Below are 13,188 nucleotides of genomic sequence, written 5' to 3'. Positions count from 1 at the left end.
CAATTTGGATGAATACATTGACATAGTCACTAAAGAAGGGCAACCTACAGGTAAAACCGCTTTAAAATCTGAAGCGCATAAAAATGGATGGTACCACAATACAATTCATCTGTGGTTGTACACCAAAAAAGGTGAAATTCTTTTACAACAACGTTCGCATAAGAAAAACATTCATCCTTTACTTTGGGATGTTTCTGCAGCAGGTCATATTGATGCTGGCGAATCTTTTATAGATGCTGCTCTGAGAGAAACTAAAGAAGAAATTGGATTGGCATTAAAGCCAGATAATCTTCATAAAATAGGCACTTTTCTGCATGAAACTAGTTATGGTGAGATTCAAGACAATGAGTTTCATCAAGTTTTTATTGCTGAATTAAAAGTTGGTCTAAATAAACTACAACCACAAGAAGACGAAGTTGAGGCTCTAAAATTAGTTTCATTTGATGAATTTGAAAAGCTTTTAAAACATAGCGAGACTAATCATCACTTTATTCCATCTAACAAATCTTACTATACTTTTGTGCTGAACTCTATAAAAGAAAAACTAGGCTTATGAATTTATTGCTCATGGCAGTTGCACCAGTAATGGTGATTATTATATACATATACTTTCAAGATAAATACGAAAAAGAACCCATTGGCCTGCTTTTGTCCAGTTTTCTGTTTGGTGGTATTGTAAGTATTATAATTGTGACTTTACTCTACCTATTCACTGGACGTTTTATACCAATTACAGATGAATATAGTGTATGGCAACAGTTTATCCAGGCCTTTATTGTTGTTGCTCTTTCGGAAGAATTTAGTAAGTACGTGATCGTAAAATATTTTGCCCAACCAAGAAAAGCTTTTAACGAACCTTTTGATGGTATCATGTATGCTGTTATGGTCTCAATGGGCTTTGCCTGTACAGAAAATATTATGTATGTATTACAAGGTGGTTTTGAAACTGCCGTTTTAAGAGCATTTACTGCAGTGCCAGCTCATGCCACGTTCGGGATTTTAATGGGATATTATATGGGCAAGGCTAAATTCTCTGGCAATAGATTTCAACTCAATATGACTGGTCTGTTATTGGCAGTAATTTTTCATGGAGCCTATGATTTCTTTCTATTTATTGGATTTATTCCAGGGATTTCAATTGGAGCATTCATTTCTTTAATCGTGGCTATCATACTTTCAAGAAAAGCCATTAAGCGTCATCAGGAAGCTTCAAATTTTAAACCACCTCAAGACTTTCTAAACCATGATTAATTTCATATTTTAGGCATCGCTTTACAGCTATATTTGCAATATAATTCCACAGTTATGTACAAAATAAAAGTTAACAGTTCTCATAGTTTCGATATCTCTAAAGACACTATGGAAACCCTAGACGCTATAGAAACAACGTCTAATCATTATCATGTTATACAAGATAATACCACCATTAAAGCTTCAATAGTAGAATCAGATTTCAATAAGAAGTCTTACTCCGTAAAGGTTAACAACAATATCTATGAAGTTTCTATCAATGATGCTTTAGACCAGCAAATTGAGGCTCTAGGTTTTGAAATAGGTGCATCAAAACAAGTCAATGACATTAAAGCTCCGATGCCAGGATTAATTTTAGAGATTAATGTTAAGGAGGCACAAGAGGTTAAAGAAAACGATGCCTTGTTAATTCTTGAAGCCATGAAAATGGAAAATGTAATTAACTCGCCAAGAGATGGAGTGATTAAATCCATAAGCGTGAAGCAAGGAGAAACGGTAGATAAAAATGCACTTTTAATTGAGTTTGAATAGTATGAAAAAAATATTAGTCGCAAACAGAGGAGAAATCGCCATTCGCGTCATGCGAACGGCGAAAAAAATGGGCATCAAAACCGTTGCTGTTTTTTCTGAAGTGGATAGAAGTTCACCACACGTAAAGTATGCTGACGAAGCTGTTTGTATTGGTCCTGCTCCGTCAAATGAATCCTATTTAAAAGGAAATAAAATTATAGACGTTGCTAAATCATTGAATGTTGATGGCATACATCCTGGTTATGGTTTCTTAAGTGAAAATGCAGACTTTGCTGAGTTATGCGAGAAAAATAACATCATATTCATCGGTCCTAAATCCCATGCTATTAAAGTTATGGGAAGCAAGTTAGCGGCTAAAGATACCGTAAAAGCCTATGATATCCCAATGGTTCCTGGTACAGACGAAGCGATTACAGATATTCCTGAAGCTAAAAAAATCGCGAATGAGATAGGCTTTCCTATTCTCATTAAAGCCTCTGCTGGTGGTGGCGGAAAAGGGATGCGTATTGTTGAGAATGCTGCTGAATTCGAATCGCAAATGGATAGAGCAATCAGTGAAGCAAAAAATGCTTTTGGCGATGGTTCTGTTTTTATAGAAAAGTATGTGGCTTCTCCAAGACATATCGAAATTCAAGTGATGGCAGATATGCATGGTAATTATCTGCATTTCTTTGAGCGTGAGTGTTCCGTACAGCGACGTCATCAAAAAGTCGTTGAAGAAGCACCTTCAGCCGTGTTAACACCAGAATTGAGGGAAAAAATGGGGCAAGCTGCTATCAATGTAGCACGCTCTTGTGATTACATCGGTGCTGGTACCGTTGAGTTTCTTCTCGATGAAAATCTGAATTTTTATTTCTTGGAAATGAATACTAGGCTACAAGTAGAGCACCCAGTTTCTGAATGGATCGCTGGTGTGGATTTGGTAGAACTTCAGATTAAAGTTGCCAGAGGCGAAAAATTAGATATTAAACAGGAGGATTTGAAAATTAATGGTCATGCTTTAGAGCTTCGTGTTTATGCAGAAGATCCTATGAATGACTTTTTACCAAGTGTTGGTAATTTAGAAGTGTATCAACTTCCTGAAGGAAAAAATATTAGAGTAGATAATGGTTTTGAGGAAGGTATGGATATCCCAATTTACTATGACCCAATGTTATCTAAATTGATTACTTATGGTGAAACACGTGAAGAAGCTATAGAATTAATGATAAAAGCTATAGACAATTATCATATAAAAGGCGTAGAAACCACATTAGCTTTCGGACGTTTCGTTTGTGAGCACGAGGCTTTTAGAAGTGGGAATTTTGACACCCATTTTGTTAAAAAGTACTACTCACCTAGTCTTTTAGAAGAGCAACATAAAAAAGAAGCTGAGATAGCAGCAAAGATTGCATTGAAGCGTTATTTAGAAGATCAGAAATTATTACGAGTACCGAATTCAGTAAGCAGTAAGCAGTAAGCAGTAAGCAGTAAGCAGTAAGCAGTAAGCAGTAAGCAGTAAGCAGTAAGCAGTAAGCAGTAAGCAGTAAGCAGTAAGCAGTAAGCAGTAAGCAGTAAGCAAAAATAAAATTAAAAACATATCCAGCTTTGCGCCCCTGCCTGTCGGCAGACAGGTTTAGCGCCTTTGCGAGAAACAAGAATAGCATGGAAGACAAAATAAAAACACTAAACGATAAACTTGAACAAGCCAAATTAGGAGGCGGACAAAAACGAATTGACAAACAACATCAAAAGAAAAAACTAACCGCTAGAGAGCGTGTGATATATTTGTTAGATGAAGGTTCATTTGAAGAAATTGGCGCCTTAGTCACACACCGAACCAAGGATTTCGGAATGGAAAACCAAAAATTCTATGGAGATGGAGTCGTTACTGGTTATGGGACCGTAAATGGTAGATTAGTTTATGTGTTTGCGCAAGACTTCACCGTATTTGGAGGCTCTCTTTCGGAAACACATGCTGAAAAAATCTGTAAAATTATGGATATGGCTGTTAATGTTGGTGCTCCTGTTATTGGTTTAAATGATTCTGGTGGAGCACGTATTCAAGAAGGCGTACGTTCTTTAGGTGGTTATGCTGATATTTTTTACCGAAATGTTCAGGCTTCTGGAGTAATTCCTCAGATTTCAGCAATAATGGGACCTTGTGCTGGTGGAGCAGTTTATTCACCTGCTATGACAGACTTCACGCTTATGGTACAAGACACCAGTTATATGTTTGTTACTGGACCAAATGTGGTAAAAACAGTAACTAACGAGGAAGTAACAAGTGAGGAACTAGGCGGAGCAAGTGTACATGCTTCAAAATCTGGTGTAGCTCACAAAACCTCATCTAATGATGTGGAATGTTTAGAAGATGTCAAACAATTATTGAGTTATTTACCTCAAAGTAATAAAGAAAAACCTTTAGATATTCCATTTGAAATTAAAGAAGAAGTAAGAGATATTTTAGATACCATTGTACCAGAAAATGCTAATAAACCTTACGATATGCATCAGGTGATTGAAGGCATTATCGATGAAGACTCATTTTACGAAATACATAAAGACTTTGCTGAAAACATCATCGTAGGTTTTGCGCGTTTGGGTGGTAAATCTATTGGTATTGTTGCCAATCAGCCTATGTTTTTAGCTGGTGTATTAGACGTTGATAGTTCAACAAAAGCAGCTCGTTTTGTACGTTTTTGCGATTGCTTTAATATTCCTTTATTGGTTTTAGAAGATGTTCCAGGATTTTTACCTGGAACAGATCAAGAGTGGAATGCGATTATCACAAATGGTGCAAAACTACTCTATGCTTTTAGCGAAGCAACCGTACCAAGAGTGACCGTTATTACCAGAAAAGCTTATGGTGGAGCCTATGACGTCATGAACTCTAAACACATAGGGGCAGACATGAATTTTGCATGGCCAAATGCCGAAATTGCCGTAATGGGAGCAAAAGGTGCTGCCGAAATTATTTTTAAGCGTGACATCTCTGCTGCAGATGACAAAGAAGCCAAATGGAAAGAAAAAGAAGCTGAGTATGCTGAACTGTTCGCCAATCCATATAGTGCAGCCGAACGCGGTTTTATAGATGAAGTGGTCCTACCTCATAATACGAGACGTAAACTCATTAAAGCGTTTGCAATGCTTGAGAATAAGGAAGTGGTTAAACCTCAGCGTAAGCATGGGAATATTCCGCTTTAATTTTCCAACAACCGCCTATGATAATTAATCTGTCCCAAATGATAAGCCAAATGCATTGCTAAATGCACTAGAAAATATTCTGTAGATGTCGGTTTTTCAAACACACGATGCTTGTATTGTTGTTCTAAATCCTGTGGTGTAAGTTTTGACAACGTATTTTCAACAACGACCATAGTATCGTCAATTTGTTTAATTAATTCTATCCTTGGCACATCTTTAAGTGAAAATTCCAAATCGCGCTGTCTTATATAGCCTGTGTTTCCTAATGCCGCACCTATAAAATGATTCAAATTTCCAACCAAATGAAGTCCTAGGTTTCCTGCTGAATTTGTTATTTCACCTGGTGTTAACCAAAGATTAGATTCAACTTTATAAAGGTTTATTTCTTCTTTTAATTTGCTCAAATCTCTCTTAAATAGCTTAATTAAAGTGTCTGTGGACATACTATTGTTTTTGTGAATGTTAATGTTCCGTTATTGTATTCTTACTTATCAAAAATAGGCAATAATTGATTTACTTTTGCACCATGCAAAACCAACAGCGATCCCAATTAGAATTTGTAGTCTTAATGGCTGCGTTAATGTCTATTGTAGCCTTATCCATTGATGCGGTATTGCCAGCTTTACCCATGATTGGTGATTATTTGAGTGTTGGTGACCCAAGTAACAACCCAAAACTGATTACCTCTATTTTTTTGGGACTGGGTTTTGGTCAGTTGATTTTAGGACCATTGTCCGATAGTCTTGGTCGTAAACCTATTGTTTACATAGGTTTTGCCATATTTATTATTGCCTCCATCGTCTGTGTGACTACCAGAAGTTTTGAAATTATGCTTTTGGGAAGGGTTTTGCAAGGTGTAGGTTTAGCTGCACCAAGAACAATGTCTATAGCTATGGTTAGGGATTCCTACGATGGTGATTATATGGCAAAAATTCTGTCGATTGTGGTTATGGTTTTCATTTTGGTACCCGTGGTTGCACCTACTTTGGGACAATTCCTAATGAATTATTACGGTTGGAAATTCATTTTCACATTTACACTAGCCTTTGGTGTTTTGGTTATGATTTGGTTTTGGTTAAGACAGCCCGAAACCTTAAAAGACAAGTACAAAATCCCATTTAAACTTTCTATTTTTAAAACAGGAACCATTCAATTTTTCAAAATAAGACCTGCAGTAATTTACACTTTACTTTCAGGATTTATTACAGGTTCCTTTATGGTATATCTTAGTACATCACAACTCATCTTTGAAAAGCAATATGATTTGGCTGAGGAATTCCCGCTTATATTTGCAAGTCTAGCCATATCAGTGGGCTTGGCAACCTTTATGAACAGTCAATTGGTCGTAAGATTTGGTATGAAGCGCATTGTACATATATCCATGTGGAGCTTTATCATCACCTCATTGATATTCATACTCATATTTCATTCTGGCAACAATCCAAGCATTGAAATACTGATTACATTCTTTGCCATTCAATTTTTTACTATCGGATTTTTATTCGGAAATCTAAGAGCCTTGGCAATGGAACCTTTAGGACATATCGCTGGTATTGGTTCCGCCTTAAACGGTTTCATTTCTACCGTAATGGCTGTACCTATTGCTAATTATATCGGAAGTTTTGTCGAGGACACTGTAACTCCTTTATTTATTGGATTTCTCGTGTGTGGAGTGATTTCAATAACTCTGTTTTATGTGAATGCTAGAAAAACATCAAGCGTTTTAAAAGCAGCTTAGAAAATTTCGAGGCTTCCCTTGCCTTCCCTAATAACTTCAGGAGGCTCAACTGACAAATCAATAACCGTAGATGCTTCATTATCTCCATAGCCTCCGTCAATGACCAAATCGACCAATTTGTCCCATTTTTCAAGTATTAATTCTGGGTCTGTAGTGTATTCAATTACGTCATCTTCATCTCTAATGGATGTAGAAACTATAGGATTTCCTAGCGCATTGACCAAAGCCAAAGCAATAGAATTATCTGGCACTCTTATACCTACGGTCTTCCGTTTTTTAAACGGATTAGGCAAATTTTTAGAACCAGGCAAAATAAAAGTATAGGGTCCTGGCAAGGCGCGTTTTAAAATCTTGAATGTCGTTGTATCAATTTGTTTTACATAGTCACTAAGGTTGCTTAAATCCTCACATACAAATGAAAAATTCGACTTCTCGAGCTTCACTCCTTTAATTAGGGCGATACGCTCTAAAGCTTTCATCTTGGTAATATCACAACCCAATCCATAAACGGTGTCGGTTGGGTAAATTACCAAACCACCATTCTTTAAGATTTTCACCGCTTTTTGAATTTCTTTCGGGTTAGGATTTTCAGGATATATTCTAATAAATTCTGCCATAATATGTATCTTACAAAAGACGTTTACAATGTAAATAATTTTTCAATATGAAAAGACCTAAATATTTGTTCGTTTATTTATTTACTATCATAGGGTTTTTATCCTGTAGTTCTGACGATTCAAACAATAATAATGATCCAGAGGCCTTAAATCCCCTTGTTGCCTATGAAGAATTCAATATTTCCTACGGAAATGATAGTGATCAGGTTTTTGATTTGTATTTACCTCCAAATCGCAATTCTGAGACAAAGACAATTATCCTTGTCCATGGTGGTGGTTGGACAGCTGGTGACAAAGCAGACATGAACGCCTTTAAAGACTATATAAAAACACAGATGACGGATTATGCCATTGTGAATATGAATTACAGGCTTGCAGATGAAAACAATCCTCCTTACCCAATGCAAATCAATGATATTACTACGGTTGTAGATTATTTAGAGGCCAATGAAAATTACTACAGCATTTCTGACGATATAGGATTTATTGGTGCAAGTGCTGGAGCACATTTATCATTGCTTTGGAGTTATGCTTTTGATGGTGATAGCCAAGTAGAAATGGTATGTAGCGTTGTTGGACCGACAAATTTTACAGATCCTGCTTACACAGAATCCAATAATCCTGTTTTTGAAGAGTTGTTTAACACTTTTGGTATTGATGCCACAACTGAATTTTTGGAAGAAGTAAGCCCATATCACAGAGTAACATCTTCTGCTCCACCAACCATATTGTTTTATGGAGGCCAAGATCCATTAATACCCACAACACAAGGCACTGACATGCGTGATAAACTTGAAGCGCTTAATGTAACCCACGAGTTTACCTTATATCCTCATGAAGGCCATGGCTGGATTGGTCTGAATTTATTGGACACCACACTTAAACTTCACAACTTTATTGAAACGCATATGTAAAATGTTAAAACCTTAAATTTCTGTAACATATAGGCTAGATTATTAGTCTATATAGTATGTATCATCAATCAATCAAAATCATAATTTCACTGCTCATCACAGTGAATCTTTTTACTACTGAAAATGTTCCTCCAGAAGCAAAACCTCCCATTATTTTTTCAAAAGCTGAAATCATCAATGCTTCAACAACACGTATTCCGTTTAAGGTTATAGATCAGCTTATTATTGTGGAAGTAGAATTGCTCGATCAAGAAGGTAATTTTATCATAGATACAGGTTCGGAAACTTTAATACTCAACAGCGTTCATTTCAAGCCTACCAGAAAATACAGAGATGATGGAAAGTCTAAAAGTGGAGTACATAACACTATCGAAAATGTAAAAGAAAAACACCTGGATGAACTGAGCATTAAAGATTTGAGCTTAGAACAACTCAATGCCGATGTTATTGATCTTTCACACATTGAAAAAACCAAAAAAATTGAACTGTTAGGCATCATTGGCTATAGTGTATTAAAAGATTTTGAAGTCTTTATTGATTTACACTTAAATCAGATTACACTAACTAAAACTGATAAACAAGGAAATCGGCTTTCCGATAAAGTTTATGCAGAAACCATTAATGATAGTATTGATTTTAAACTAAAGCAGCATACTATTGTCATTGACGCCTATGTTGCAGATAAAAAAGTAAAGTTTGGCCTAGATACGGCTGCCGAATACAACCAGCTTAACAAAAATTTGGATTCAGAAATTTTAGACTATTTTTATCCTGGCAAAGAATTGAAACTTACAGGTGCCAGTGGAAAAAAAGCTAAGGTTTTGGCAGGGAAATTGTACAGAGTAAAATTGAACGATTCCATTTACTTTGGCCCAATGAAAACCGTACTTACAGACCTAAAACATATGAAAAGCGCATTTGGCATACAACTGGATGGTGTGTTAGGGTTTGAATTTTTTGCCCGGAAAAGAACAATTATCAACTATAAAAAAAGGAAGCTTTATTTTATAAAATATCCCGTTATAAAACCTTGAAATTAATAAAACAACATATCGTTTATTTTGTTTTCCTAATGTCCGCTTTGGGTATCGTTGCGCAGAACAATACCAAGAAAGGTTATGACATACAAGGGAAGGTGGTTACTTTTATTTTTAATGTAAAGGATTATCCCAATATTGAAAATAATGGTGATACCGTAGATGATGTTTTTGTTTCGGGCGAATTCAACAATTGGGCAAAAGACCAATGGAAAATGAACAAGGTAAACGATTCCATTTATACACTAAAAAAAGACCTATCTGACTTTACCTCAGACTTTGATTGGGAATTTAAGTTTATCGTCAACAGCAAACACTGGGCTGAACCCTCTAGAGCATTTAATAATATTACAGATGCAAAATCCGACGATGGTTGGTATTATGGTGCATACAACCTGAAGCTATATAGCACTTTTGCCACAGACTATGGTAATGTCTCGTTTAAATTAAAGGGCTACAAAGATGCCGAAAAGGTCATTCTCAGTGGGACATTTAATAGATGGGACGAAACAGGTTTTAAGATGAAACCTACGGATGATGGCTGGCAAGTTACCTTGCAATTGCGCCCAGATATATATCAGTATAAGTTTATTGTAGATGGACATTGGATTACTGATCCGCATAACCCTTCAAAAGTTGAAAATGAATACGATGGTTATAACTCTGTTATTGACGTTCAAAAGAACGTGACTTTTAGACTTTGTGACTATCAGGATGCTGAGACTGTAATTTTAAGCGCAGACTTTAACAATTGGTCTGAGAACAAGTTTAAAATGAAAAAAGTAGATGGCTGTTGGGTATATGACCAAAAGCTTTCTGGTGGAAAATACCATTACAAATTCATTGTGGATGGCAAATGGATTACAGACCCTACAAACAGTGTAAAAGAGTACGATTACGACGGTAACATCAATTCGGTGTGTATGGTAAAGTAACTAACCGCGTCTTCTCCCAGAGCGTCCGTTTAAATCATCTGGTCGGTTTCTGGCATCATTACCTCTTCGTTTAGGCATTAATTTTTTTAATTCAGACTCCTTGTAATCTAACCATTTTGAGTACTGCTCTTCTGATAAAACGGTTTCTAATGATGCATCTAAGCTATCTTGATGCGTTTTTATATCGTCTCTAATAGGCTTGAGTTTTTCCTCAATCATCTTTCTTGTTTCCTGCATTAACTCCCTATTTCTATTCTTAGTTGCCGCTTCCATATTTTGGTTAACAACAATATCCAAACCTTCAAAGAGATCTTTGTTTTCAGTTTTTATCTTATCGATTTTTGAATTATATGTTTCAATATGGGCCTTTACATCATCGGCTATAGAATCGCTTTTTTTAATCTTAAGTTTTTTGGCCACTTTTTTAGCATCGTACTCAAGAATACCAGTCGCTTTTTCAGATTCAAATTTTGGCATTTCTCTACCAGTATTGGCTTGACCAGCATTGGGATTACCTCTACGTCCACCATTAGGGCGTTGAGCAAAACAAACACCTATTTGTAAGAACACTAGTAAAAGGATTAATTTTTTCATGATATAAAATTGTTTGTATCTAACTGTCTTTTATAAGATTATGAAAATTACCCAATAATCTCCAACTTAGCAAATCGTAAAAGTAGTTTCTTGGTGGCACCATTTTCAAACTTAATCTCAGCTTTTAGGTCACCTCCAGCACCTTCAATTTTAAGAACTTCTCCCCTACCAAAACGTTGATGGTTTACTTTGTTACCTACGGTAAGCTTAGTATCAAACAAATTTGAAGCTCCGTTGGATTGACTCACAGGTTTCAATTTCTTTGGAGTACTGATTTTAAAGTTTTCAGGTTTCTTTTTAGTATCCTTTTTCTTAAACTTTGGCGACTTTGGTTTTGCAAACCTGATTTTATTAGGTTCAATATCACCAAAGATTGAAGCATCGAGCATTGGGTTAAACCGTTGCTCTTTCATTGGTGTTGTATTGTTAACAAACTTGTCATCAATTTCTTCAATAAATCGGCTAGGCTCTGCATCGATCAATTTTCCCCAACGATAACGTGAAACCGTATAAGTAAGATAAGCTTGTTTTTCAGCTCTGGTTAAAGCCACGTAGAATAAACGTCGTTCTTCTTCCAATTCACTACGTGTATTCATGCTCATGGCACTTGGAAACAAATCCTCTTCCATACCAACAATAAACACATGAGGGAACTCCAATCCTTTCGCTAAGTGAATGGTCATTAATGCCACATGGTTTGGGTCGCCTTTATCACCATCCAAATCCGTTGCCAAAGCCACATCTTCTAAAAATTCAGCTAATGACCCTGTGCTATCGGCAACTTCAACCTGACCTTCAACAAAATCCTTAATACCGTTCAATAATTCCTGTACGTTGTCTATTTTGGTGACGCCTTCTGGTGTACCGTCTTTGTTCAATTCCCTGATTAAACCACTAGATTTCGTCACATGTTCTGCCAATTCAAATGCGTTGGCGTTTTGGTTCATCACCTTGTAGCTTTCAATAAGTGTCACAAAATCCTTCAACTTATTCTTTGTTCCGTTATTGATATTAATGGAAACAGTGTCAATATTCTGCATGACCTCGTAAATAGTCTTTCCTGTAGCATTTGCAGCAACAACAAGTCGATCTACCGTCGTCTGTCCTATTCCTCTTGCCGGATAGTTAATGACACGTTTTAAGGCTTCTTCATCAGCCGAATTTAAAATAAGACGCAAGTAAGCCGTTATATCTTTAATTTCCTTGCGTTGATAGAATGATAAACCTCCATAAATTCTATACGGAATATCACGTTTCCTTAAGGCATCTTCAATAGCACGCGATTGTGCGTTGGTACGATACAGTACGGCAAAATCGCTATTGGGCAATTGCTCGTTCATTTTGGTTTCCCAAATGGTACTAGCCACATAACGACCTTCGTCACCATCAGTCATAGTACGGTGAACAATAACCTTTTCACCTTCAACATTAGCGGTCCAAACTATTTTATCGAGCTTGGTTTTATTGTGTTCAATAACTGAGTTTGCCGCACCAACAATATTTTTTGTAGAACGATAATTCTGTTCTAACCGATAGACTTTAACATCGTCATAATCTTTTTGAAAGTTTAGAATATTATTAATGTTCGCACCACGGAAAGCGTAAATACTCTGTGCATCATCACCTACTACGCATATATTTTGAAAACGGTCAGATAACGCTCTTACTATCAAGTATTGTGAATGGTTTGTATCTTGATACTCATCTACCAAAATGTATCGGAACTTGTTCTGATATTGCGCCAACACGTTTGGGAAACGTGTCAACAACTCATTGGTTCTCAATAGCAAATCATCAAAATCCATAGCTCCTGCCTTAAAACAGCGATCTACATATTCCTTGTAAATATCTCCCGTTCTTGGTCGACGAGCCATAGCATCAGCTTCCATTAATTCTGGATTGTTGAAATAAGCCTTAACCGTAATCAAACTGTTTTTATAGGAAGAAATTCTGCTGTAAACCTGTTTGGTTTTATAAATATCCTTATCCAATTCCATTTCCTTGATAATGGAACCTAAAAGTTTTTGGGAATCTTGTGTATCGTAAATAGTGAAGTTGCTCGGAAAGCCAAGGTGATGGCCTTCAAAACGTAAAATCTTGGCAAATACGGAATGGAAAGTTCCCATCCAAAGATTTTTAGCTTCGCTGTCTCCGACGATATCAGCAATTCTGCCTTTCATCTCGCGAGCCGCCTTATTGGTAAAAGTTAACGCTAAAATATTGAAGGCATCTACGCCTTGACTCATCAAATAGGCAATACGATAGGTAAGTACACGTGTTTTACCAGAACCTGCGCCAGCAATGATTATCATTGGCCCGTCTTTCTGTAATGTTGGTGCTAATTGAGCGTCGTTAAGTTGACTGAGGTACTTTTCCAAAACTAAA

13 protein-coding genes are annotated in these 13,188 nt (G+C 36.4%); 9 read left to right on the top strand and 4 right to left on the bottom strand.

Features of this window, described 5'->3' with window-relative positions:
* Positions 1-4 precede the first annotated feature (4 nt).
* The 5 genes from SIB89_RS15710 (at position 5) to SIB89_RS15690 (ending at position 4,968) form a co-directional block, all read left to right on the top strand.
* On the top strand, positions 5-556 hold the full coding sequence (locus SIB89_RS15710) for an NUDIX hydrolase (RefSeq protein WP_412560516.1): 552 nt from the start codon (positions 5-7) through the stop codon (positions 554-556).
* The gene (locus SIB89_RS15705; protein WP_412560515.1) at positions 553-1,251 is read left to right on the top strand and encodes a PrsW family intramembrane metalloprotease; all 699 of its coding nucleotides are present in this window, start codon (positions 553-555) and stop codon (positions 1,249-1,251) included. Before SIB89_RS15710 ends, SIB89_RS15705 begins: the two co-directional genes overlap by 4 nt.
* A 54-nt stretch (positions 1,252-1,305) precedes the next feature.
* Positions 1,306-1,782, top strand: coding sequence for an acetyl-CoA carboxylase biotin carboxyl carrier protein subunit (locus SIB89_RS15700; RefSeq protein WP_412560514.1), 477 nt, complete (start codon positions 1,306-1,308; stop codon positions 1,780-1,782).
* Position 1,783: 1 nt separating this feature from the next.
* Positions 1,784-3,241 (top strand): acetyl-CoA carboxylase biotin carboxylase subunit, encoded by a 1,458-nt coding sequence (gene accC / locus SIB89_RS15695; RefSeq protein ID WP_412560513.1) that lies wholly within the window; start codon positions 1,784-1,786, stop codon positions 3,239-3,241.
* A 185-nt stretch (positions 3,242-3,426) separates the two neighbouring features.
* Positions 3,427-4,968, top strand: a complete 1,542-nt coding sequence (locus SIB89_RS15690; protein ID WP_412560512.1) for an acyl-CoA carboxylase subunit beta — start codon at positions 3,427-3,429, stop codon at positions 4,966-4,968.
* Here the strand turns inward: SIB89_RS15690 and SIB89_RS15685 are convergent.
* Complete coding sequence (locus SIB89_RS15685; RefSeq protein ID WP_412560511.1) at positions 4,965-5,411, bottom strand: DUF1572 family protein; 447 nt, start codon at positions 5,409-5,411, stop codon at positions 4,965-4,967. The genes SIB89_RS15690 and SIB89_RS15685 overlap by 4 nt on opposite strands.
* 83 nt (positions 5,412-5,494) lie before the next feature.
* Here SIB89_RS15685 and SIB89_RS15680 point away from each other — a divergent pair, with 83 nt between their 5' ends.
* The gene (locus tag SIB89_RS15680) at positions 5,495-6,706 is read left to right on the top strand and encodes a multidrug effflux MFS transporter (protein WP_412560510.1); all 1,212 of its coding nucleotides are present in this window, start codon (positions 5,495-5,497) and stop codon (positions 6,704-6,706) included.
* Here the strand turns inward: SIB89_RS15680 and SIB89_RS15675 are convergent.
* Positions 6,703-7,323 carry an L-threonylcarbamoyladenylate synthase gene (locus SIB89_RS15675; protein ID WP_155087866.1) on the bottom strand — a complete coding sequence of 207 codons (621 nt, stop codon included), beginning with the start codon at positions 7,321-7,323 and terminating at the stop codon, positions 6,703-6,705. The two genes, SIB89_RS15680 and SIB89_RS15675, sit on opposite strands and share 4 nt — an antisense overlap.
* A 47-nt stretch (positions 7,324-7,370) precedes the next feature.
* Between SIB89_RS15675 and SIB89_RS15670 the strand changes: the two genes are divergently transcribed.
* From SIB89_RS15670 to SIB89_RS15660, 3 genes are read left to right on the top strand one after another with little or no spacing between them, the layout of a single operon-like run.
* Positions 7,371-8,237 (top strand): alpha/beta hydrolase fold domain-containing protein, encoded by an 867-nt coding sequence (locus tag SIB89_RS15670; RefSeq protein WP_412560509.1) that lies wholly within the window; start codon positions 7,371-7,373, stop codon positions 8,235-8,237.
* Positions 8,238-8,293: 56 nt separating this feature from the next.
* Entirely contained in the window at positions 8,294-9,271 is a 978-nt protein-coding gene (locus tag SIB89_RS15665; protein WP_412560508.1) for a hypothetical protein, read from the top strand.
* Positions 9,268-10,209, top strand: coding sequence for a hypothetical protein (locus SIB89_RS15660; protein WP_412560507.1), 942 nt, complete (start codon positions 9,268-9,270; stop codon positions 10,207-10,209). The genes SIB89_RS15665 and SIB89_RS15660 overlap by 4 nt, the downstream gene beginning before the upstream one ends.
* Here SIB89_RS15660 and SIB89_RS15655 read toward each other — a convergent pair whose 3' ends face one another.
* On the bottom strand, positions 10,210-10,803 hold the full coding sequence (locus tag SIB89_RS15655) for a hypothetical protein (protein ID WP_412560506.1): 594 nt from the start codon (positions 10,801-10,803) through the stop codon (positions 10,210-10,212).
* 47 nt (positions 10,804-10,850) lie between these two features.
* Positions 10,851-13,181, bottom strand: coding sequence for an ATP-dependent helicase (locus tag SIB89_RS15650; RefSeq protein ID WP_412560505.1), 2,331 nt, complete (start codon positions 13,179-13,181; stop codon positions 10,851-10,853).
* Between the last annotated feature and the right edge of the window lie 7 nt (positions 13,182-13,188).

Source organism: Winogradskyella sp. MIT101101 (assembly GCF_047126865.1).
Classification (GTDB): domain Bacteria; phylum Bacteroidota; class Bacteroidia; order Flavobacteriales; family Flavobacteriaceae; genus Winogradskyella; species Winogradskyella ouciana.
This window is presented reverse-complemented; position numbering and strand designations above follow the sequence as displayed.

What these genes read in the sequence shown, in the direction of transcription:
- SIB89_RS15705 (WP_412560515.1), top strand. Translation starts at nt 553, where the DNA reads ATGAATTTATTGCTCATGGCAGTTGCACCAGTAATGGTGATTATTATA.
- SIB89_RS15700 (WP_412560514.1), top strand. Translation starts at nt 1,306, where the DNA reads ATGTACAAAATAAAAGTTAACAGTTCTCATAGTTTCGATATCTCTAAA.
- accC (WP_412560513.1), top strand. Translation starts at nt 1,784, where the DNA reads ATGAAAAAAATATTAGTCGCAAACAGAGGAGAAATCGCCATTCGCGTC.
- SIB89_RS15690 (WP_412560512.1), top strand. Translation starts at nt 3,427, where the DNA reads ATGGAAGACAAAATAAAAACACTAAACGATAAACTTGAACAAGCCAAA.
- SIB89_RS15685 (WP_412560511.1), bottom strand. Translation starts at nt 5,411, where the DNA reads ATGTCCACAGACACTTTAATTAAGCTATTTAAGAGAGATTTGAGCAAA.
- SIB89_RS15680 (WP_412560510.1), top strand. Translation starts at nt 5,495, where the DNA reads ATGCAAAACCAACAGCGATCCCAATTAGAATTTGTAGTCTTAATGGCT.
- SIB89_RS15675 (WP_155087866.1), bottom strand. Translation starts at nt 7,323, where the DNA reads ATGGCAGAATTTATTAGAATATATCCTGAAAATCCTAACCCGAAAGAA.
- SIB89_RS15670 (WP_412560509.1), top strand. Translation starts at nt 7,371, where the DNA reads ATGAAAAGACCTAAATATTTGTTCGTTTATTTATTTACTATCATAGGG.
- SIB89_RS15665 (WP_412560508.1), top strand. Translation starts at nt 8,294, where the DNA reads ATGTATCATCAATCAATCAAAATCATAATTTCACTGCTCATCACAGTG.
- SIB89_RS15655 (WP_412560506.1), bottom strand. Translation starts at nt 10,803, where the DNA reads ATGAAAAAATTAATCCTTTTACTAGTGTTCTTACAAATAGGTGTTTGT.